Annotated in this window: 23 protein-coding genes; 8 read left to right on the forward strand and 15 right to left on the reverse strand. The window is 68.1% G+C overall.

Annotated elements, in window-relative coordinates:
• Positions 1-3: 3 nt before the first annotated feature.
• From ACSAMQ_RS00945 to ACSAMQ_RS00960, 4 genes are all read right to left on the reverse strand, one after another.
• Positions 4-318 carry a hypothetical protein gene (locus ACSAMQ_RS00945; protein ID WP_435393835.1) on the reverse strand — a complete coding sequence of 105 codons (315 nt, stop codon included), beginning with the start codon at positions 316-318 and terminating at the stop codon, positions 4-6.
• Between the two features lie 74 nt (positions 319-392).
• On the reverse strand, positions 393-980 hold the full coding sequence (locus tag ACSAMQ_RS00950) for a rolling circle replication-associated protein (protein ID WP_435393836.1): 588 nt from the start codon (positions 978-980) through the stop codon (positions 393-395).
• A gap of 109 nt (positions 981-1,089) precedes the next feature.
• Complete coding sequence (locus tag ACSAMQ_RS00955) at positions 1,090-1,509, reverse strand: hypothetical protein (RefSeq protein WP_435393837.1); 420 nt, start codon at positions 1,507-1,509, stop codon at positions 1,090-1,092.
• Positions 1,509-1,700, reverse strand: coding sequence for a hypothetical protein (locus ACSAMQ_RS00960; protein ID WP_435393838.1), 192 nt, complete (start codon positions 1,698-1,700; stop codon positions 1,509-1,511). The genes ACSAMQ_RS00955 and ACSAMQ_RS00960 overlap by 1 nt, the downstream gene beginning before the upstream one ends.
• Before the next feature lie 209 nt (positions 1,701-1,909).
• Here ACSAMQ_RS00960 and ACSAMQ_RS00965 point away from each other — a divergent pair, with 209 nt between their 5' ends.
• Complete coding sequence (locus ACSAMQ_RS00965; protein WP_435393839.1) at positions 1,910-2,365, forward strand: DUF3693 domain-containing protein; 456 nt, start codon at positions 1,910-1,912, stop codon at positions 2,363-2,365.
• Positions 2,366-2,783: 418 nt separating this feature from the next.
• Here the strand turns inward: ACSAMQ_RS00965 and ACSAMQ_RS00970 are convergent, their stop codons facing one another.
• Complete coding sequence (locus ACSAMQ_RS00970) at positions 2,784-3,719, reverse strand: LysR family transcriptional regulator (RefSeq protein ID WP_435393840.1); 936 nt, start codon at positions 3,717-3,719, stop codon at positions 2,784-2,786.
• Positions 3,720-3,818: 99 nt separating this feature from the next.
• On the opposite strand from ACSAMQ_RS00970, the gene ACSAMQ_RS00975 reads away from it, so the two are divergent.
• The 4 genes from ACSAMQ_RS00975 (at position 3,819) to ACSAMQ_RS00990 (ending at position 6,732) form a co-directional block, all read left to right on the forward strand.
• On the forward strand, positions 3,819-4,148 hold the full coding sequence (locus ACSAMQ_RS00975) for a nuclear transport factor 2 family protein (RefSeq protein ID WP_435393841.1): 330 nt from the start codon (positions 3,819-3,821) through the stop codon (positions 4,146-4,148).
• Positions 4,145-4,927 (forward strand): SDR family oxidoreductase, encoded by a 783-nt coding sequence (locus tag ACSAMQ_RS00980; protein WP_435393842.1) that lies wholly within the window; start codon positions 4,145-4,147, stop codon positions 4,925-4,927. Before ACSAMQ_RS00975 ends, ACSAMQ_RS00980 begins: the two co-directional genes overlap by 4 nt.
• Positions 4,928-5,160: 233 nt before the next feature.
• On the forward strand, positions 5,161-5,949 hold the full coding sequence (locus ACSAMQ_RS00985; RefSeq protein WP_435393843.1) for an alpha/beta fold hydrolase: 789 nt from the start codon (positions 5,161-5,163) through the stop codon (positions 5,947-5,949).
• A 126-nt stretch (positions 5,950-6,075) separates the two neighbouring features.
• Positions 6,076-6,732, forward strand: coding sequence for a hypothetical protein (locus ACSAMQ_RS00990; RefSeq protein WP_435393844.1), 657 nt, complete (start codon positions 6,076-6,078; stop codon positions 6,730-6,732).
• Positions 6,733-6,815: 83 nt separating this feature from the next.
• Here the strand turns inward: ACSAMQ_RS00990 and ACSAMQ_RS00995 are convergent, their stop codons facing one another.
• Positions 6,816-7,157: a cupin domain-containing protein gene (locus tag ACSAMQ_RS00995; RefSeq protein WP_435393888.1), complete on the reverse strand. Its 342-nt coding sequence runs from the start codon at positions 7,155-7,157 to the stop codon at positions 6,816-6,818.
• Between the two features lie 184 nt (positions 7,158-7,341).
• Here ACSAMQ_RS00995 and ACSAMQ_RS01000 point away from each other — a divergent pair, with 184 nt between their 5' ends.
• Together ACSAMQ_RS01000 and ACSAMQ_RS01005 are read left to right on the forward strand one after the other, a co-directional pair.
• Entirely contained in the window at positions 7,342-8,100 is a 759-nt protein-coding gene (locus ACSAMQ_RS01000) for a DUF72 domain-containing protein (protein ID WP_435393845.1), read from the forward strand.
• Positions 8,093-8,857 carry a DNA-formamidopyrimidine glycosylase family protein gene (locus ACSAMQ_RS01005; RefSeq protein WP_435393846.1) on the forward strand — a complete coding sequence of 255 codons (765 nt, stop codon included), beginning with the start codon at positions 8,093-8,095 and terminating at the stop codon, positions 8,855-8,857. Before ACSAMQ_RS01000 ends, ACSAMQ_RS01005 begins: the two co-directional genes overlap by 8 nt.
• Here ACSAMQ_RS01005 and ACSAMQ_RS01010 read toward each other — a convergent pair.
• The 9 genes from ACSAMQ_RS01010 to ACSAMQ_RS01050 form a co-directional block, all read right to left on the reverse strand.
• Positions 8,838-10,430 (reverse strand): ATP-dependent DNA ligase, encoded by a 1,593-nt coding sequence (locus ACSAMQ_RS01010; protein ID WP_435393847.1) that lies wholly within the window; start codon positions 10,428-10,430, stop codon positions 8,838-8,840. The two genes, ACSAMQ_RS01005 and ACSAMQ_RS01010, sit on opposite strands and share 20 nt — an antisense overlap.
• Positions 10,427-11,437: a ligase-associated DNA damage response exonuclease gene (locus ACSAMQ_RS01015; protein ID WP_435393848.1), complete on the reverse strand. Its 1,011-nt coding sequence runs from the start codon at positions 11,435-11,437 to the stop codon at positions 10,427-10,429. The genes ACSAMQ_RS01010 and ACSAMQ_RS01015 overlap by 4 nt, the downstream gene beginning before the upstream one ends.
• A 139-nt stretch (positions 11,438-11,576) precedes the next feature.
• The gene (locus ACSAMQ_RS01020; protein WP_435393849.1) at positions 11,577-12,377 is read right to left on the reverse strand and encodes a 2,3-dihydro-2,3-dihydroxybenzoate dehydrogenase; all 801 of its coding nucleotides are present in this window, start codon (positions 12,375-12,377) and stop codon (positions 11,577-11,579) included.
• On the reverse strand, positions 12,374-13,204 hold the full coding sequence (locus tag ACSAMQ_RS01025) for a siderophore-interacting protein (RefSeq protein WP_435393850.1): 831 nt from the start codon (positions 13,202-13,204) through the stop codon (positions 12,374-12,376). The genes ACSAMQ_RS01020 and ACSAMQ_RS01025 overlap by 4 nt, the downstream gene beginning before the upstream one ends.
• Positions 13,201-14,529: a condensation domain-containing protein gene (locus ACSAMQ_RS01030; protein ID WP_435393851.1), complete on the reverse strand. Its 1,329-nt coding sequence runs from the start codon at positions 14,527-14,529 to the stop codon at positions 13,201-13,203. Before ACSAMQ_RS01030 ends, ACSAMQ_RS01025 begins: the two co-directional genes overlap by 4 nt.
• Positions 14,529-15,407 carry an isochorismatase family protein gene (locus ACSAMQ_RS01035; protein ID WP_435393852.1) on the reverse strand — a complete coding sequence of 293 codons (879 nt, stop codon included), beginning with the start codon at positions 15,405-15,407 and terminating at the stop codon, positions 14,529-14,531. Before ACSAMQ_RS01035 ends, ACSAMQ_RS01030 begins: the two co-directional genes overlap by 1 nt.
• A complete protein-coding gene (locus tag ACSAMQ_RS01040) occupies positions 15,404-17,065 on the reverse strand; it encodes a (2,3-dihydroxybenzoyl)adenylate synthase (RefSeq protein WP_435393853.1) in 1,662 nt (553 codons plus the stop codon). Before ACSAMQ_RS01040 ends, ACSAMQ_RS01035 begins: the two co-directional genes overlap by 4 nt.
• Entirely contained in the window at positions 17,062-18,306 is a 1,245-nt protein-coding gene (locus tag ACSAMQ_RS01045; protein WP_435393854.1) for an isochorismate synthase, read from the reverse strand. The genes ACSAMQ_RS01040 and ACSAMQ_RS01045 overlap by 4 nt, the downstream gene beginning before the upstream one ends.
• Positions 18,307-18,648: 342 nt before the next feature.
• Positions 18,649-18,813, reverse strand: a complete 165-nt coding sequence (locus tag ACSAMQ_RS01050) for a hypothetical protein (RefSeq protein ID WP_435393855.1) — start codon at positions 18,811-18,813, stop codon at positions 18,649-18,651.
• Positions 18,814-19,164: 351 nt separating this feature from the next.
• Between ACSAMQ_RS01050 and ACSAMQ_RS01055 the strand changes: the two genes are divergently transcribed.
• Positions 19,165-20,664: an MBL fold metallo-hydrolase gene (locus ACSAMQ_RS01055; protein ID WP_435393856.1), complete on the forward strand. Its 1,500-nt coding sequence runs from the start codon at positions 19,165-19,167 to the stop codon at positions 20,662-20,664.
• Positions 20,665-20,770: the final 106 nt, after the last annotated feature.

Genomic DNA, 20,770 nt, shown 5'->3' on the forward strand with positions numbered 1-20,770 from the left:
GGGTTAGGCCTTCGCCACGGCGACAGGCTTGATTTCGGAGAGCGGGCGCAGGGTGCGGCGACGGGCCAGTTCCAGGCGACCGAACTTGCCGGGCACCAGGTCGGCGGTTACGTCCCAGGAGTACTTGTCGCCGACCTTGAGCGCGAGTTCGGGAGTGTCGAACTCGTGGTCGATCTTGACGCGCATGTGATCGGCTTCGAGCGAGGCCTCTTGGTAGTGGATTTGCTTAGCGAAACCCTTGCTGTCGGTCATGGTGCGAACCTGGGCGGGGCCGGTGATGGTGATGATCGGAGCGGCAATCTGTGCGTTGGCGTTCATGGCGTGGTCTCGTTGTTGGCGTGGTCGTTGGTTAGTTGCTTGCTGCGAATTTCAGGCGGACTGGTAGGGTCAAGCTAAGGACCGTGGCCGCTCGGCCGTCCTTTCTTGGTGCCCTCCCAGCGCGATGCTTGCATCAGTCCGCCAGTGGTCGGTTCGTCGTGCGAGACCCCGACCAGGTCTCTTTGCTGCGGTGCTACTGCGTAGTCGGGACGTGCGGGTTGCCACGCTCCGAAATTCGGTGACAGGTCTACTTGGCCGTCTTTGACGACGTACTTGCTGACGTAGTCCGCGACCTGGTGCTGCGATCGCGGCTGTTCGAGCTGATTTCGCCCGAACTCGCGGTACCACCATTCGTGCCAGGCGTACCGGGAGATGAGGTGGTTAAGGTCAGCAGTCGGCGCGGAGAGCAGCGCATGGAAGTGCAGCCGTCCGTCCTTGTGGAACTCGCTTCCGCGCGCCCACTGGATGCCGCGATGCCATCGCGTGTTCCACTTCGGTCCGTAAACCTCGCGGTTGACACAGCTGACGAAGTATCGAAACGCCTTGTCGGCCGCTTCTGGATGCATAGAACCGTTCGCGCCGGTGCGGTTGACCGCGACGACCTTGCCGGTGTGGCGGTCGGTGTAGTGCTTGACGGCTCGAAAAGTGAGAGTTGCGAACACGTGTGCGGGACGGGGCCGCAGAAGCTCAGACCATGCGTCGCGCAAGCGCGTATCCGCGTGACCGTATAGCTCCGGTTGTTCTTTGAGGTCTGCATGGCCGGGCCCCACATCACGCCTGCGGGCTCAAATCGTCGTGGCCGTAGAACCACGCCAGATCGCACGGAGAAGCGTTCTGCAGGTCGAGGTATCCATCGGGTCCGACCATGCTGTGCAGGCGCAGCGCATCGTCCATGCGGGCTATCTCTGCCGCTTTGAACTCGTCGATGGTGCCGGTGAAGTTCACGAACGGCAGGTCGTGGGTGTAGTCCACGTCCGGGTCGTCGACCTGGTCGTCGGGGACGTTGTTTCGTGATGCGTCACGAATGAGGGTGTCGCCGGCGTCGTGCATCGACCACTGGGCCAGATACGCGATCTCGCGTCCTCTTTGGCCGGTCAGCTCCCGGAACACGCCAGGTAGCTCTACCACTAGGACGAGGAGGCCGACGCCGGCGACGAGGAACGCGGCGTAAAGGGCGATTACGTGACCCATCACAGAACCCTCCCCTGCCGACGGCGCTGCAAAGCGCGGCGGCGGCGCCAGGCGCGCCACTGATAGAGGGTGTCGCGGAGGAATTCGGCGAACGCTCGGGTGCACAGGCCTGCAAGGCAGCTGGCGAGCATCGCGACGGCGAAAACGCGGGCGAGTTGCTCGCCAATCTGTTGCTGTGTGCTGATGTCCATCCCCTACCCCCGTAGTTGCCGGGGAGCGGCGGCGCCGGCCCTAGGGGGGAGCGCCGGGACCCCGCTCCCCGGCGGTGCCCTTTGACCTAGTCGGGTAGAGGCGTGGGCTGCTAGACCCAGTTGCGCTTGCCCGGAGGTGCTTTGTCACTTCCAAAGTGACGGCGCAGATGTAAAGTCAGAAGTAACTGTCTGTCAAGGCGAAAGTAACAATGAGCACCCTGAATTCTTTGCTTGACAAAGCTGTCGCAAAGTGCTTGCCGCAGAATGATTCAGCGCTAGCCAAGCGCATGGGATTGACCCGAGCGTCGGTGAGCAGGTGGCGCCACGACGGCGCTATCGGGCTCGAACATCTGACCGCACTTGTCGATTTAGCCGGTGAAAAGCCCGAAGTGGCGATCCTTGTCATGGAGGAGCAGGCAACGACGCCAGCGAGCCGATACGTCTGGGGCGCGTTGGCGCGCAGGCTCGGGGCGGCGGCGGCGGCGATAGCCGTGTTATGCGTAGTGTCGCTGCCCGCCCCTGCCTCTACTTTCAAGCACTTGCAGACCGCCCTGAATTATGAACAGGGGGGCAATGCCTATTATGTTATAACCAGATGCGGCGCCGCCTGCCTATCGACCTACGGATGCGCGGCAGATCGAAATGCATCTGGGATGGGTCCGTAGACCACCGGATCACGGGCCACCAGCTGCAGACCCACTGGGACCGGCAGACCGCGACATAGGCGACGGGACGTGTGATGAGGATTCGCTGCGGCGGCGATCCAGAAGGCGCCACGGCGGCTGTGGTTCCACGCGTGGCGTGCGGATGCCGGCATGGAGGCCGATGCTCCTGTCATGGGTCGGAGACTGATGAGGAAACCGATCACACGCAGCGCCGGTTCACCTGAACGCATGCCGTTCTCCATCGCATAGTGCCGCTGCTAAGCGGTGCCGACCAGCTTTCGGACGCCCCCAATGGATCGAGGACTGCCCTCCCCCCGATAAACATCCCTAATCCCCGCCCCTCGCCGCCTGGCGACCCTCGCATGCCCGTTTCGGGTCGAATGCAGACATTGAACAGATCGGCACTGCCACCGGATCGTCAGGGACCGGTGCCTGACTTCGACGGGCTCTCGCTGCCGAGATCGCGATCGAGCAGACAGTCTATGAACGCGCGAAGTGCGGGAAGCAGGTAGCGTCTGCTGGAGTAGTAGAGATACAAGCCCGGAACCGTCGGCGACCAGTCACTGAGGACGCGCTTCAAGCGTCCGTCCTGCAACGCCTCCGCAATGCCATCGTCGTTGTAGGCATAGAAGATGCCCAGGCCCTGGAGCGCGGCGGGCACGACGATGTCCTGATGGTTGGACGTCACCGCGCCATCGCCAAAGAATTCGACCTCTTTTCCTTTCTTCTTGAACGCCCACCCTGCGACCTTTCCGCTGCCCGGAAAACGCCAGTTGATGCAGGCGTGACGACTCAGGTCGGCAGGTGTCCCGGGTTCGCCGTGTCTGGCGAGATAGTCGGGCGAGGCTACGGCCAGCAGTTCGATGTCCGGGGTAAGTCGGACCGCGATCATGTCCTTCTGCAGGCGGCCGCCCACGCGGATGCCTGCATCGAATCCTTCGCCCGCGATATCGCTCAAGCCATCGTCGATCACGATGTCGAGCGCTACATCGGGATGCGCCTTGGCGAAACGACCCAGTCGCGGCGCGATCACCTTCTTCGCTGCCATGCTGAGGGTGTTGATCCGCAGGGTCCCCGCGGCACGCGCACTCGTACCCACGGCCTGCGCAACGGCCTCGTCCATGTCGCGGAGCATCGGGGCGATGCGCTCATGCAATCGGCGGCCCGGCTCGGTCGGCGAGACGCTGCGCGTCGTCCGATTCAGCAGGCGAACCCCCAAGCGCGATTCCAACTGACGGACGATCTGGCTGAGGGCGGATCGTGACAGCCCCAAGTGATCGGCGGCCCGCGCGAAGCTGCCCCGGTCGACGACGGCCACGAAGGCCTTGAGTTCCGCGAATTCAGAGCCGCGCATTGTGCACCGATCTCTACATAGCCTGATCAGATAGTAGGTGATTCTCTTATCTATGAGAACGGCTCAACCTTGCTCCGTGGACCCAACCGGAGCATTGCAATGAACGATCTGAACCTGCCCGAGCCCATCGCGGCCTACTTCGATGCCGACACCCAGGACGCGCAAGCGGTGGCCCGCTGCTTCACCACAGACGGGCTGGTGCTGGACGAGGGCAAGACCCACTCGGGCCTCGCTGCGATCGCAGCCTGGAAGACCGACTCGTCCGCCAAGTACACCTACACCGCCAAGCCCCACACGCTGGAGAAGCAGGAGCGCACCTACATCGTGACGGCGCGCGTCGCCGGCAACTTCCCCGGCAGTCCGGTGGACCTGCGCTATGGCTTCACCCTGGAGCGCGGCAAGATCGCCACGCTGGAGATCGCGCCGTGAGCTTCGACCTCCAGTTGGCCGGCAAGCGCGTCCTGGTGACAGGCGGCTCGCGCGGTGTGGGCGCTGCCGTCGTCGAACGGTTGTCCCAGCTCGGCGCGCATGTCGTGGCTACTGCGCGCTCGCAGCCGGAGCGGCCCATCGACGATGGGCACTATATGGCGGCCGACCTGGCCACGGCCGAAGGCGCTCGCCAAGCGGCGGAGGCGGCGCTGCGCCATCTCGGCGGCGTGGATGCCCTGATCAACGTGGTAGGGGGATCGTCGGCGCCGGCGGGCGGGTTCGCCGCCCTGGACGATGCGGAGTGGGCGAAGGCGCTCGATCTGAATCTGATGTCGGCCGTGCGACTGGATCGCGCCTTGCTGCCCGCGATGATCGCGCAAGGCTCGGGTGTGATCCTGCATGTCACCTCGATCCAGCGCACGCTGCCGCTGCCGGACGCCACGATCGCGTATGCCGCTGCCAAGGCGGCGTTGTCGACCTACAGCAAGGCGCTGTCCAAGGAAGTCACGCCGAAGGGCGTGCGCGTGGTTCGTGTCTCGCCGGGCTGGATCGAGACGGAGGCGTCCGTCGCGTTAGTCGAACGCGTCGCGGCCCATGCGGGGACGGACTACGAAGGCGGCAAGCAGTTGGTCATGAAGGAGCTGGGCGGGATTCCGTTGGGACGCCCGGCCAAGCCGGGTGAAGTGGCCGACCTTATCGCCTTCCTGGTCTCTCCCCGGGCCGCGTCGATCTCGGGGACGGAATACACCATCGACGGCGGAACCGTGCCGACGGTGTGACCACGCTGGCCGGCCGCATCGGTGTATCCCGGTTCCCGGGTGTTTCGCGAGAGCACGCCTTCCCGCCGACTCGTCCCTCGATCCGCGCAAGTTCCCGTTCGCGCCTGAAAAATACGTTCGGTCAAGTTATCAGGACTTTGGGTCGCCGATGGTGCGGGCTCGCCCCGCAAAGTAGCCCTGCCGGCCAACGCCGCACATCGAACTGCCACCGCCCACCGCCCGAGGACACGTCCATGCTCAAGCTCATTCCCGCAGTGCTCGCAGCCGCTCTGGCGGCCAGCATCTCTCCTTTCGCCCAGGCCCATGATGCCGCAGCCCGCGATAGCGCGCAGGTGAAGAATGTCGTTCTGGTGCACGGCGCCTTCGCCGACGGCTCAGGCTGGCGCCCCGTCTACGACGAGCTGACCGCACGCGGCTATCGCGTATCGATCGTGCAGAACCCGTTGACCTCGCTCGCCGATGACGTGAAGGCCACACAGCGCGTGCTCGACCGCCAGGACGGCCCCGCCATTCTCGTCGGACACTCCTGGGGCGGCACGGTCATCACCGAAGCCGGCGTCCATCACAAGGTGGCAGGCTTGGTCTATGTCTCCGCGCTCGCGCCGGATGCCGGCGAAACCACCGCCCAGCAATACGCCGGTTTCGCGCCCACGCCCGAGTTCGTCATCGAAACGGGCAGCGACGGCTACGGCTTCATCAGCCCCGCCAAGTTCAAGGCAGGCTTCGCCCACGACACCAGCGATGCCGACGCAGCGTTCCTGCGCGACTCCCAGGTGCCGATCAACATGTCGGTGTTCGGGACCAGACTGACGCAGGCCGCTTGGCGCACGAAGCCCAGCTGGGCCGTGATCGCCACCGAGGACAAGGCGTTCGACCAGGCCATGCTCGTCCATATGGCCGAGCGTATCGAAGCGCGCATCACCAAGGTCGCCGCCAGCCATGCGGTTTTCATGACCCAGCCCAAAGTGGTCGCCGACACGATCGACCGTGCGGCAAAGGAAGCGAGACGCTCGACCAAGTAAGCGCCACCGCAACAGGCCCATGCCTGTACATCGCGTCCGGCGGCCCTCCTCCATCTTCTGCCTCGGTGGGCGGCCGTGCTCGGCTGCCCATGGCCGTTCTTCGTCTGGCGCACCGCACGACCCACCATGAACCCCAAGGATCTCGTGGTCTTCCTCGAGCAGTATCCGGGGCGCAGCCAACGCCTCGCCTTCGCCGCGGCCTTGGCCAAGCGTTGGCAGGCGCACTTGATCGCGACGTTCGTGACGCAACCGCTGGCGCTGAATCCGCACGCGTCGTTTGCCGTCGGCCGGGCGATATCGGCCGTGCTGGACGATTACCTGGCCGCGGCATCCGCCGCATCGGCGCAGGCGCGCGCCGAATTCGACAGCCTGACGGCCCGGCGCAGCTTCACCAGCGAATGGCGGGTGTCCCAGGACGAAACCTGCGAAGGCCTGATGCTGCATGCGCGCCACGCCAGCCTCGCGGTCCTGGGCCCGCCGTCGCGCCAGACCAGGCCGGCCACCATGCTCAGCCTCGCCGAGGATTCGATCTTCGCTTCGGGACGCCCCTGCCTGCTGGTGCCCGACGACTGGTCCGATGAGCGCATCGGCAGTCGCATCGTCGTGGGCTGGAACGGCGGACGCGAAGCCGCCCGCGCCATTGCCGACAACGGCGACTACGGCGACTACGGCGACCCGGCGCCGGGCGAGCGCAAGTACCTCTACATCGTCTGGAGCAACAACGGCGCCACCGACAGCGGCGTGGTCGGCGAGGACGACGATCGCGGCATCATCGTGCCCTGATCGCTGTGGCCGGCGGACTGCCTGCCGCCGGATGCAGTACCGCGCGCCGGTTCTCGCGAGCCGGCGCGCCTGACGGATGGCGCTCAGGGCTCGCCGGCCGGCAGGGGCTCCTCGTCCTGGTGGTAAGCCGGCGGACTGTAGAAGTTGACCGTCTTCAGCAGGGTCCGGCCGACATTGCGGATCTCGTGGCGCTCGCCGCGCTCGATCAACAACAGACTGCCCGCGGCCAGCGGTTGACGTCGCCCTTCGACGATCGCCAAGCCTCGCCCGGACACCACATACAGCCATTGGTCCGCGCCGCCATGGCGATTTTCGGCATCGCCTTCGGCGTCGCCTGGCGCGATCACCATTTCCGCAGCCTGCACCCCGCGCAGGCCGAAGGCCACACGGAAGCCTTCGCCGAATCGAAATCGCTTGTGCTTCATGCGCGTCTCCGCAGTTTCTTCCAGCCTCGCCGGCCCGCCGTTAAGCGCGCAGCGACGCGGCGTGAAGAACTCGGCATTCACGTGCATGCTACGCCGCCCCCGGGAGGATCAGGATCTGGCAACCCGGCGACACGAGCGACATGACCATTCTCGACCTGACCTGTTCCGACATGATCCTCCCGTCATGACCGACTCCGGCGCTTCCCGCGTGCGCGTCGGTTGCGCCGGCTGGGCGCTGTCGGCGGCGGTGAAACCCCGCTTTGGCGGTGGCGACAGCGTGCTGGCGATGTATGCGACGCGCTTCAACGCGGTCGAGATCAATTCCTCGTTCTACCGTCCGCACCGGCGCAGCACCTATGAGCGCTGGGGCGACACCGTTCCCGATGATTTCCGCTTCAGCGCCAAGCTGCCGCGCAGCATCACCCACGACGCCGGCCTGCGTGGCGTCGCCGAGCCGCTCAGCGCTTTCATCGACGAAGTTTCCGGCCTGCGCGACAAGCTCGGCGTATTGCTGGTGCAAATGCCGCCGAGCCTGGCATTCGACGCGGCAGTCGCGGCGCGTTTCTTCGCCATGCTCGAACGTCGCACCGCGGCGTCGGTGGTGTGCGAGCCGCGCCACCGCAGTTGGTTCGAGCCGGCCGCGAGCGAATTGCTGCAGCGGCACGAGGTGGCCCGCGCCGGCGTCGACCCGCCGCAACCGCGCGCCGAGGCAGCCACGCCCAGCGAGGTCGGCGATGTCCGCTATTGGCGCTGGCACGGCTCGCCGCGCATCTACTACAGCGCCTACGACGAACCGCGGCTGCGCGGCATGGCCGAGGCGGCTTGCGGTAACCGTCGCCGCAGTGCCGAGACCTGGTGCATCTTCGACAACACCGCCGCCGGTCACGCCGTCGGCGACGCCCTGGATTTCCAGACCTTGTGCAGCAGCGCCGCCGATGCCTGAAGGACCGTCGATCGTCATCCTGCGCGAGCTGCTGGCGCCCTATGTGCACAAGACCGTGCGCAAGGTCGCCGGAGACGCGCCGATCGACATCGAGCGCATGGGCGGTCGCCGGATCCTCGATATCCGCAGTTGGGGCAAGCACCTGTTGATCGAGTTTTCCGGCTTCAGCCTGCGCGTGCATTTGCTGCTGTTCGGCAGCTATTCGATCGGCCGGCCCAAGTCGCAGAAGCCGCGTCTATCCCTGTATTTCGCCCGCGACGAACTGCATTTCTACGCCTGCTCGGTGAAGTACGTCGAGGGCGAGCTCGACGCAGCCTACGACTGGGCCGCCGACGTCATGAGCGAAGCCTGGGACGCCGCCGCGGCGCGCCGCAAGCTGCGCGCCGACCCCGATCGTTACGCCTGCGACGCGCTGCTCGATCAGACCGTGTTTTCCGGGGCCGGCAACATCATCAAGAATGAGGTCCTGTACCGGGTTCGCGTGCATCCGCTGTCGCGCGTCGGCGCCCTGCCCTCGCGCAAGCTGGCCGCCCTGGTCGCGGAAACCCGCGATTACAGTTTCGAGTTCCTCGAACGCAAGCGCGAGGGCACTTTGTCGCGCAGCTGGCAGGTGCACACGCGCGAACGCTGTCCCGGTTGCGGCGGCGCCCTGCAGTTGCGCGACCTCGGGCGCAGCCGCCGGCGCAGCTTCTACTGCGAGCGCTGCCAAGTGCTGTACCGCTCCGGCGAATTGCCCCTCAACGCGCCAAAGCCTTGAGCGCGGCGAGATCGTCGGCCTGCGCCGGCGTCTTGTCGTGGCGCCAGCGCAGGATCCGCGGAAAGCGCACGGCGATGCCGGACTTGTGCCGGGTCGAGCGGTTGACCGCCTCGAACCCGAGTTCGAACACGTGCTGCGGCGGCACCGAACGCACCGGCCCGAAGCGCTCGAGGGTATGCGCGCGGATCCAACGGTCCAGGGCCAGGATTTCCTGGTCGTCGAGGCCGGAATAGGCCTTCGCCACCGGCACCAGCGCGCCCTGGTCCCACAACGCGAAGGTGTAGTCGGTGTACAAGGTGCTGCGCCGGCCATGCCCGGACTGCGCATAGATCAACACCGCGTCGATGGTCAGCGGATCGATCTTCCACTTCCACCAATCGCCGCGGCGACGGCCGCTCTGGTAGGGGGAACCGCGCCGCTTCAGCATCAGTCCCTCGACCCCGAGCCCGCGTGCGCGTTCGCGCACCGCTGCGGCCTCGCTCCAGTCCGCGGCGGCGAGTTCGGTCGACAGCGCGATCGCAGGGTCGCCAAGGGCATCCAGGAGCTCGGCCAGCGCCGCGCGGCGCTCGGCCAACGGCCGCGGGCGCCAATCCTCGCCGTCCAGTTCCAGCAGGTCGTAGGCCAGGACCCGCACCGGCGTGGACGCCAGCACCTTGGGCCCGGGCTTGCGCCGCTGGATGCGGGTCTGCAGCGCGGTGAACGGCAAGGGACTGTCCTCGCTCTCGTTCCAGCCGAGCAGCTCGCCGTCGACGACGCAGTCGCGCGCAAGCCGCCGCGCTGAGGCTTCGATCTCGGGAAACCGGCCGTCGAGCCGTTCTTCGCCGCGCGACCACAGCACCGTCTCGCCGCGGCGGCGCAGCAACTGCAGACGGATGCCGTCCCATTTCCATTCCAGTAACCAATCCGCAAGCGCGCCAAGGGCTTCAACCGGTTGTTCCAGCGGCGATGCCAGGAAAAACGGATACGGCTGCAGGCGGTCTTCCGCACGTGCCTGCTTCGACAGCAGCTGTTCGACGAAACCCGGCGACGGCTGCCACGCGCCGAGCATGCGCTGGGCGATCAGGGCGATGTCGACTCCCGACCATTCGGCCAGGGCCTGCTGCACCAGGCGCTGCGAAACGCCGACCCGCAAGGCCCCGGTGATCAGCTTGTTGAAGACAAAACGCTCGTCGGCCGGCAGCACCCGCCAGCCGGCGACCACCGCTTCGCGCCGCGACTCGGGATCGGCGCCGGCGACCGGCGCGAGCCGTTGCTCGATCCATTCGTGCAAGGGGGTGTCGTCGACGCGGCTCGGCGGGTCGTCGAGCAGCAGCGTCAGGGTTTCGGCAAGGTCGCCGACCTGGTCGTAGCTCTCGTCGACCAGCCACGCCGGCAGCGCCGCCTCGGCCGCGACCCATTCGCGCAGCTCGCGTGTATTGGCGATCCGGCCGAGCTTGTTGCCCGACAGCAACCACAGGGCCCAGGCCAGATCGCGCGGCGCGGCGGCGGCGAAATACGCGGCCAGCGCGGCGCGCTTGTCGGTCGTCGCGGTGCTGCGGTCGAGTTCGCGATACAGCGCGGCGAAGCCCTTCATGCGCCGGCCTCCTCGTGCTCGCCGGGGAACGCGGCGCCGCGGAACGCGTCGACCTGCAGGCCTTGTTCGGCGAGGGTGCGCAGCAAGGCCTCGGAACGGCCGTGGTGGGCGATAACGCGGCCGGCGCCGGTCGCGCGGATCGTCGCCAGCAAAGCCGGCCAGTCGGCGTGATCGGAAACGACGAAGCCGCGATCGACGTTGCGACGGCGGCGATTGCCGCGGATCCGCATCCAGCCCGAGGCGAAACCGGTCTGTACCCGGCGGAACCGGCGCATCCAGGCCGAGCCCATCGCCGAAGGCGGCGCCAGGATCAGCTCGCCGGCGTAATCGTGGCGTGGCGCGTCCTCGCTCACCAGCCGGGTCGGCGCCATCGCGATGCCGGCCTGGCGATACACCTCGACCCCGCTCGCGATGGCGCCGTGCAAGGCGACCACGCGCGAATCCAGTGCCCCGAGTTCGGCCAGCAGGCGCTGCGCCTTGCCGAGCGCGTAGCAGAACAACACCGCGGCCTCGCCGCGGTCGGCGCATCGCTGGCGCCATTCGAGGATGTCGCGCACCACGCCGACCGTATCCGGCCAACGATAAATCGGCAGGGCGAAGGTCGATTCGGTGACGAACGCGTCGCACGGCACGACCTCGAACGGCGCGCAGGTAGGATCGGGTTCGCGTTTGTAGTCGCCCGACACCACCCAGACCTGCCCGCCCGCCTCGATCCTGACCTGGGCCGATCCGAGCACATGCCCGGCCGGATGCAGGCTGACCCGCGCAGCACCCAGCTCGAACACCTCGCCATAGGCGTGGGCCCGATAATGCTGTTCGCCGAGCCGCCAGTGCAGGATCGGCAGGCCCTCGACGGTGCTGTGGTATTCGCCCATGCCGACGCGCGCATGATCGCCGTGGCCATGGGTCACCACCGCCCGCGCCACCGACCGCCAGGGGTCGATATGGAAATCGCCCTGCGGGCAGTACAGGCCTTCCGGGCGCACCACGATCAGATCGTCGGACATGCGGAGCAGCCTATTCGGGCCGACGTCATCGCCACGACAAGAGCGCATGCGCCCGGCGTGAAGGCCCCGGCGGCCGTTCGCGGCGGCCGCTAACGCTGCAGCTCAGTCCTCCAGCCGCAGCCCAGGCATCCGCCGCAGCTCAAGCATCCAGGGTGGCGCCGCCGTCCACACGCAAGTCGTGCAGGGTGATGTGCCGCGCCCGGTCCGAAAGCAGGAAACAGACCGCTTCGGCGACATCGTCGGGGTCGGCGATGCGGCCGAGCGGAATCCCAAGGCGGAAACGATCGGCGGCGCCATGCAGGATCTCGTGGCGCGCCGCGTCGTCGCGGACGTAGGCGCGCTGCATCGCGGTGTCGGTCGAGCCCGGCGAGACGATGTTGCAACGCACGCCCTTCGGCGCCAGCTCCAGCGCCAGGCAGCGCAGATACTGGCTCGCCGCGGCCTTCGACGCGGCATACGCGGACATGCCGCAGCGCGGCGCCGAGGCCGCGTTCGAGCCGACCAGGACGATGCTGCCGCGGCCGCGTGCGACCATTCGCCGCGCGACCGCCCGGGTGGTCGCGAACACGCCGCGGGCGTTGACCGCCATGCAGGCTTCCCAGTCGTCGAGGTCGAGCTCGAGCGATTCGCCGACCCGCAGGATGCCGGCGACGTGGGCCAAGTGTTCGATCGCGCCGAAACCGGCTTCGACCTCGGCCACCGCCATGTCGACCGCGGCGACATCGGCCAGGTCGAGAACGATGGCGTGGACTTGCGCGCCCTCGCCGCGCAACCGTGCGGCCAGGGCCTGCAGCGAATCGGCGTCGCGATCGATCAGGGCCAGCCGCGCGCCCTGCCCCGCCAGGCGTTGCGCGGTCGCCGCGCCGATGCCTTGGGCGGCGCCGGTCACCAGCACGGTGCGGCCGGCGAATTCGCCGGGTGTCGATACGACAGCGCTCAAACCGCGGCCTCGTCGAAGGCGTCCATGATCCGATGGCGTTCGTCGTGGTAACGGTCTTCGTCCCAGCGGTCTTTCCAGTACGGCACCGCGTACATCATCCGCCGCGGCACGCCGCGCTCGGCGGCGAGAAAATCGCGGATCGCCACCACCTGGGCGCTTTCGCCGGCCAGGGTCACCGATACGCTCTCGGCCCCGTTCCAGGGCAAGCGGCGCACCGCCTCCAGCAACCGGCGGCTCGCACCGGCGGCGGCGCCGTGGCGCGACAGCCATTGCGCGTTCAAGCGCGGGTGCGGCGGCAGCGGCTGCACTTCGCTCGCATCCGGCACTTCTATCAGCACATCGACCTGCGCCGTGGCCGGCAATTTGGCGATCACCGCATACAGCAAGGGATAACTGCTCGGGTCGCCGATCAACACGAAACGCTGCGCATCGCCCTGAAACAGATTGGGGCCGCCCGGACCGGCCAGGCCCAACGGGTCGCCGAGGCTGGCGCGCAAGGCCCAGCGCGAGGCCGGGCCCTCGTCGCCGTGCAGGACGATGTCGACGTCGATTTCGTTCGCGTCCGGGTCGATGCGCGCCACCGTATAGGTGCGCACGTGCGGACGCGGCGCGTGCTCGGGCCAGGCCGGGCCGCGTTCGCCGAAGCCCGGCAGCAGCGGCGTCTCTCCGGCCGCATCGGGAAACCACAGCTTGATGTGCGCGCCTTCGCTGCCGCGCGGAAACCCGGCCAGGTCGTCGCCGCCGAGGGTGAAGCGGCGCATCTGCGGGGTCCGCTCGGCTATCCGCAGCACCCGCAGCAAGCGCGGGCGCGGTCGTGCGGCGCTCATGCCGCCTCCGCCGTGGGCGATAGGGCGAACCGTCCGGCGAGTGTCGCGATCGCGGTCGCGGGTTCGGCGATCACCGCATCGAGCAGCTCGCGCAGCGCGGCGTGATGCGCCTGCAGGGTCGCCGCATCGTAGGCCTGCGGATTGGCCTCGATGTCGAAGCGGATGCCGTCGGCCATCGGCGAGACGGTGATGTCGAGATCTTCGACCGAGCCGACCGAGATCGGATGGGCGCGACTGTGCAAGCCCTCGAACACGAAGCCGCGGTCGAACGGCATCAGGTTGACGACCGGGCCGTAGAGTTGCGCGTGGCCGTCGGCCAGGCCGAGGTCGCGGCGCATCCACTCGTAGTTGTAGCGCTGGTGGCGGCGCAGTGCGCGCAGTTCGGCGGCCACTGCGCGGACCAGGCCGTCGAAACCCTGCTGCGGGTCGATGCGCAGGCGCAGCGGCACCACGTTCATCGCCATGCACGGCACCGCGAGCGCCGGCGTGCCGAGCCGGTTCATCACCAACAGGCCCAGGCTGAGGTCGCGGGCGCCGCTGCGCGCATGCAGCCAGGCGAAGATCGAAGCGATCAGCCAGGCCGCCCAATCGACGCCGTGCCCGCGCGCCGCCGCCTGCCAACGCGCGTACTCGGCCGGCGCCAACAGGCTGCGTTGCGAACACGAGCTGTCGCCGGGCGCGCACTTCGGGCCCAGGGTGACCGGCTCGCCGACGTCGCCGAAGCGCTGGCTCCAGTAATCGCGGTCGGCGAGGTATCGCGGCGAGGCGCGATAGCCGGCCTCCTCGGCAACGGTCGCGGCCAGGGACCAGTCGCGCGCCGGTTCTGCCGCGCGTCCGCCGACCCGCGCCGAATACAGCTCGGCGACGCGGTGGATCAACAGCAGATAGGCGAAGCCGTCCAGGGCGATGTGATGGGCGCGCAGATACCACAGGTGGCGATCTTCGCCGAGCGCGATCAGCGCGGTCGCGAACAACGGCCGCTGGGCCAGGTCGGCGTTGCGCTGCAGGTCCTCGTGCATCCAGGCGCGGGCTTGGCGCCAGGGCTCCTCGCAGCGCGAGTAATCCAGCCGCGCGATCGCCACCGGCCGCGATGGATCCAGGCGCTGCACGACCTCGCCGTCCTGCACAAGGTAACGCATGTGCAGGGCATCGCAGGCCGACAAGGTCTCGCGCACCGCGGTTTCCAGCGCGGCGAGGTCCAGCGGGCCGCGCAGTTCGATCGCTTCGGCGGTCCAGAACGAGGGGCTGTCGGGGTCGAGTCGTTGCCCGGCCCACATGCCGTACTGCGGGCCGGTCAACGGCAAGGCATCGCGGTTCGGTTCCATCAGGCCGCCCGTCGCGATTCGATCAACTGCCACCATTCCGAGACGCTGCCGCGTTCGGCCAGTTCGACCAGGCCGATGCGCTCGCCGCGGCTCGACCAGCGTTCGAGCAAGGTCATCAGCCGGATCGAGTCCAGGCCGGCCTCGAATGGATTATCGGAGTCGGCGATTTCGGCCAGCGGCACTTCGATGATCTGCGCCAGTTCGGTGCGCAAGGCGATCAGGCTGCGCGGCAGGCCCAGGCCGGTGCCGAGCGCGTCGATGCAGGCGGCGCGGTCGAGCACCACGCCGCAACGGCGCGACACATAATCCAGCGCCAGCGCATGTTCCTCGGCCGAGAAGTCGGCGACCGCATCGGCGACCAGGAACGGCTGGACGTCGTGCATGAAGGCGTCGGCGACGGTCATCATGCAGCCGATGTGGGCGTAGACGCCGCAGACGATCAGCTGGTCGCGGCCCTGCTCGCGCATGCGCTCGCGCAGGTCGCTGGAAACGAAGGCGCTGTAGCGCCATTTGGTCAGCACCACGTCCTGCGGGCGCGGCGCGATTTCCGGCGCGACCGACGCCAGCTCGGGCCTGGAGGTGATGCCCGGGCCCCACCAGGGCTGCAGCAGGCCGCGTTGCAGCGCGCTCTGCTCGGTCGGCTGCGCGGTATAGACCACCGGCACGCCGGCATCGTCGCAAGCGTCGCGCAAGGCGCGGATGTTCGCCAGCAGCTCCGGCACCGGCGCCTGGGCGCGGTCGTAGAAGGCGAGGAAGTACTCCTGCATGTCGTGGATCAGCAGCACCGCGCGGGACGCGTCCGGGCGCCAGTCGACGCGGTTGGCGGGCAACCGGGCGGCGCCCGGCATGGGATAGGAGGCGATGGTCGGAATCGTCATGACAGCGTTTCGGCGAGAAGTGATTGGGTGGGAACCGAGGCGTCGGCCGGCGGAGCGACGAAGCGTGCGCGCAGGAGTTTCTTGTCGATCTTGCCGACCGCGGTGCGCGGCAGGCATTCGATCGGCTCGATGCGGTCGGGAATCTTGAACGCGGCGATGCCGCGTTCGCGCAGGAAGCGCTGCAGCTCGCGCGGGCTCGGCGCCGGCTCGCGCAGCACCACGAAGGCGCAGGACTTTTCGCCGAGCCAGCGGTCCGGCATCGCCACCAGCGCAGCGTCGAACACCGCCGGATGCGCGAGCAGATGGCTCTCGACTTCCTCGGCGGCGATCTTCTCGCCGCCGCGGTTGACCTGATCCTTGGCTCGGCCTTCGACGATCAGATGCCCCGAGGCCAGGCGCCGCACACGGTCGCCGGTGCGGTAGAAACCGTCCTCGGTGAAAGCGCGGGCGTTATGCGCCTCGGCGCGGTAGTAGCCGCGGATCGTGTACGGTCCGCGGGTCAGCAGATGCCCGGTTTCGCCCTCGGCCACCGGCCGATCGTCGTCGTCGACGATGCGGATTTCGTCGTCGGCGCTGATCGGGCGGCCCTGAGTGCTCAGCACCAATTCCTCGGCATCGTCGTCGCGGGTGTAGTTGACCAGGCCTTCGGCCATGCCGAACACCTGTTGCAGGCGGCAGGCGAACGCGCCCGGCACCCGTCGTGCGACCTCGTCGGCCAAATGCGCACCGCCGATCTGGATGCTGCGCAGGCTGGACAGGTCGTGGCGTTCGCGCGAGCGCGACTCCAGCCAGGCCAGGGCCAGCGAGGGCACCAGCGAAGTCAGGGTCACCCGTTCGGCGGCGATCAGGCCGAAACAGAAATCCGGCTCGGCCCGGCGTGCGAGCACGACCCGGCCGCCGACCTCGAACACGCCGAGCGCACCGGGCGAACTCATCGGAAAATTGTGCGCGCACGGCAGCACGCACAGATACACGCAGTCCCGGCCCAGGCCGCAGATCTCGGCGCTGGCGCGGACGCTGTACAGATAATCGTCGTGGCTGCGCGGAATCAGCTTCGGTACCCCGGTGCTGCCGCCGGAGAGCTGCAGGAATGCGATCTCGCTCGCGGCCGGTCCGGGCTGCTCGATGGGCGTGTCGTACAAGGAGTCGAAGGCGTGGAATTCCTGCGCCTCGCCGACCACGATCACCTCGTCCAGGCATTGCGAGGCACGCACCTCGCGCATCAGTTCGCGGTAGTCGAAACCGGCTTCGCGGTCGGCGATCACGCAGGCCCGGGCCTGGGTGTGCCCGACGAAATAAGCGATCTCCGAGCGGCGATGCGCCGGCAAGGCGAACACCGGTATCGCGCCGATGCGGAACAAGGCGTAGCAGGCGACGTAGTACTCACCGAGGTTCGGCAGTTGCAGCACGACCCGGTCGCGCGGGCCGATACCCAGGCGGGTCAAGCCGGCGGCGAAGCGGCGGATTTTGTCGTCGAATTGCGCATAGCTCCAACGCCGCTGGCCGCAGACCACCGCGATGCGCTCGCCGTGCTCGGCGACGACCTGGGCCAGGCGTTGATACAGGCCGATCCCGGCCCAGTAGCCCAGCGTGCGGTAACGCTCGGCGAACTCCTGCGGCCACGGCGTGCAGCCCTCGAGCAAATCCACGCTGCTCATGCCCTGCCCTCCGCGCCGCTCGCCTCCACCGCCTGCGCCAGCCCCATCGCATTGAGCATCGTGCCGAGCTTGGCGGTGGTTTCGGCCAGTTCGGCATCGGGTTCTGAGCCGGCGACGATGCCAGCGCCGGCGAACACCGTCGCACGGTCTTCCTCGACCATGGCGCAGCGGATCGTCACCGCCCACTCGCCGTCGCCTTCGGCGTCGCACCAGCCGACCAGGCCGGTAAACAGGCCGCGGTCGTAGCCTTCCAGTTCGCTGATCACGCCGCGCGCCGGCTCGGTCGGATAGCCGCAGACCGCCGGGGTCGGGTGCAAGGCCAGCGCCAGGCGCAGCGAGCTGGTGTTCGGATCGATCAGCTCGCCGTCGACCACGCTCGACAGATGCCACATGGTCGGCGTCGCCGCCAGCGACGGCGTCTTCGGTACGCGCAGAACCCGGCAGTACGGACGCAGGGCGGCGGCGACCGCATCGACGACCAGGGCATGCTCGTAGCGGTCCTTGGCCGATTCGAGCAGGCCGCGCGCACGGCGCTGATCTTCCTCGGCATCGGCAACGCGCGGGATCGAACCGGCCAACGGGTTCGACACCACTCGGGTGCCGCGCTTGGACAGCAGCAGCTCCGGGCTGGAGCCGATCAGACAGGCCTTCGGCCCGGCCGCGCCGGCCAGATCCATCGCGAAGGTGTAGGCGCCGGGCGCCCGCGTCAGCAATTGCGCGAGCAACTGCGGCACGTCGACCCGTGCAGCGATGCGCAGGCTGCGCGACATCACCACCTTGCTGATGCCGCCGTCGTGGATGCGGTCGAGCGAGCGCTCGACGTTGCGCTTGAACTGCGCGGGCGCCGGCACCGACTCGACCCGCGGCGCGGACTTCTGATCCGACGGCAGCGAACTCAAGGCGGCGCCGCGATGACGCGCGCGTCCCGCGGCGAACGCGGCCTGCGACGGCACCCACAGGCAGGATGCTTCCGAGGCGCTGAACGGCACCGCGCCCATCAACGGCAAGCGCCCGCTGTCGCAGGCCACCCGCGCCAGCAAGCGCTCGGATTCGCCGGCCAGGTCGGCGTCGATCGAATGCACCAGGGTTTCCAGCACACCGCGCGCATGCAGTTGATGAGCCGCCGAAGAGAACAGCGAATCGTGCGCCAGAAAGCTCGACAACAAGGCCGGCGTCGCCGGCGAGCGGGCGCCGTGGCTGGGCGGTTCCACCGCCGCCAGGGCATGCGTTTCGCCGCTCATCGCTTGCCTCCCGCCCGCATCGATATGGCATGGCAAGGGACGAAAACGAACCGCCGCGACGACGCGGCAGACGATCGGACACGGGGGGACGCGCAAGCCGCGCCTCGGTATGCGTTCACTGTGATTACCTGCAGGCTCTGGATGGGATCGAGCTTGCGGGCAGGAACGCCGGCTGGCTGAGTGATGAAGGGCGTCGCGCCCGTCATGGAATCGTCGTGCGCCGGCGAGTCGCCGGCCGCGGATTAAAGTACGCCGGGCCACCTGCGTTGGCAAGATCGTTTTGCGATCGCATCGTTCACTTTCGGCGTCGCCGCATATGAAAACGGCATCCTGCGCACGCTTTCACACGATCCGGCGCAGCTGCGCGTCGCACGGCGGCAATGCCGCCCTGCGACGCGCATCACAACCGGTGCGCCTCGATGATCTCCGTCGACGATCCCGGTCATGGATGTTGTCGATCAGCACGTCGACGTTCGCCGCCGGCGGACCCGGCATCAGCGCGTACATCTGTTTGACCGCGTGCAGTCGAGGTCGTGGAAGGCGCTGAACGCAACGCCGGCACACGTGCGAGATTCTTGATCGGCTCCGGCCGCGATATGACTCTGAAGTCTCTGGATCCCCGCCTTCGCGGGGGTGACGATAGGAGCAACGTCGGCCGTCCGAATGATGCGGTTCACACGCATCGAGGCTGCTCGCTTCTGCCCGTCGTCCCGCGCTGGCGGGCTCCAAGGCCACACCGCGGCAACGCTCACCAGCCTGTGTCCTCCCATCTGCACACGGGCGACGGCAGACATGCCGCGGCAGGAAAACCGGCGATACCGGATAATCCCCGCCGGTTCGCCGTTCCGTCGCCTGCCTATGCCTGCCTTGCACCGTCTGCTGCTGTTTTTCGCCCTGGCCACCGCCGGTCCGGCCGGCTACGCGGCCGTGCACGAGGTCACCCTGCCGGAGCGCTGGGTTCATGGCGCGCCCGGCGAACCCAGCCTGCAGGTGCACGAGGCCGCGCCCGGGTTGTGGATCCTGCGCCAGTCCAAGACCAGCAATTTCGAAGCGCCGTTCCTGTACCTGTTGGCGGGCGATCGACGGGCCTTGCTGCTCGACTCCGGCGCGGAACCCGGTGCGGGCAGCGAGCTGCCCCTGCGCGCGACCGTCGATCGCTTGCTCGGCGAGTGGCAGCGCCGGCACCGGCTCGACACCCTGCCGCTGGTGGTGGCGCACAGCCACGCTCATCGCGACCACGTCCATGGCGATGCCCAGTTCCGCGACCGGCCCGACACCCAGGTGGTCGGCACCCAGCCGCAGCAGGTCGCAGCGTTCTTCGGCCTCGACCGCTGGCCCGAGGGCGAGGCCGGCTTCGCCCTCGGCGGCCGCGCGCTCACCGTGTTGCCTTTGCCGGGCCATGAGCCCGCGCACATCGCGATCTACGATGCGCAAACCGCGAGCCTGTTCAGCGGCGACAGCCTGTATCCGGGTCTGCTGACCGTGCGCGACTGGCCGGCCTATCGCGCCAGCGCGGCGCGCCTGGCGTCCTTCGCGCAACGCCACCGCGTCGAGCGCGTGCTCGGCGCGCACATCGAGATGAGCGCCCGACCCGGCCGGTTGTACCCGCTCGGCAGCGCCTATCAGCCCGACGAACGCGCGCTCGCCCTCGATGCATCGAGCCTGGCGCGATGGCAGCGGGTCTGCGCCGGGCTCGGCGATTTCCTCCATCAAGAAGTGGACGACGAGTTCGTCCTGGCGCGCATCGCTCAACCCGGCGAGTTCGCCGACCGGCCGAACACCCACGGCATGCTGGTCGTCGGCACCGATGTGGTCTATCTCTCGCACCTGCCGATGTTCCATCGCCCGCACGATTACCAGTTGATCTTCGAGGGCGGCCTGCCCGATGCAGCGCTGCAGCGATACCGCGCCGATGCCAACTCGCATCCGGGCGAGTACTACACCCTGGCGCCGAGCGAACGATGGGTCCTGCCCGATACCATCCGTCCCGACGGCCGTTTCAAGGCGGATCTGTACCGCGGCCATTTCGAACGCGGCGGGACGCGGATCCTCACCGGCATCGAGGTCGAGGTCGGCCGGATCGTGCACTTCCGCCGTTTCGAGCCCGGACGCAAGCCGCAGCCGCGGCAATGGATCGCTTTCGGCCGTGGCCGCGAGCACTTCGTCGCTCATCGGATCGAAGGCGCGCCCGACATGGACCAGGTCGTGCAGGTGGCGACACCGCACGGCGAAGGCGAGCGCGTGATCGCCGAACCCCGCGCCGCGGCGAGCAGCGGCGAGCTCAGGGCCGGCGACCGCATCGGCGGCGCGACGGTCGAGCGCGTGCTGTATACCGAGTACGGCGACCTCGCCCGCTGAGGTGGTGCGTTCGCCGCGCGGCAACCTTCCCATCGTGTCGGCCGCGGCTCTCACGAACGGTTAACGCGGCGATACCGAAAACCGTTGAAACTGACGCGTCTCCTGC

This window comes from Lysobacter sp. 1R34A (genome assembly GCF_051217035.1).
Taxonomy (GTDB): Bacteria; Pseudomonadota; Gammaproteobacteria; order Xanthomonadales; family Xanthomonadaceae; genus Lysobacter.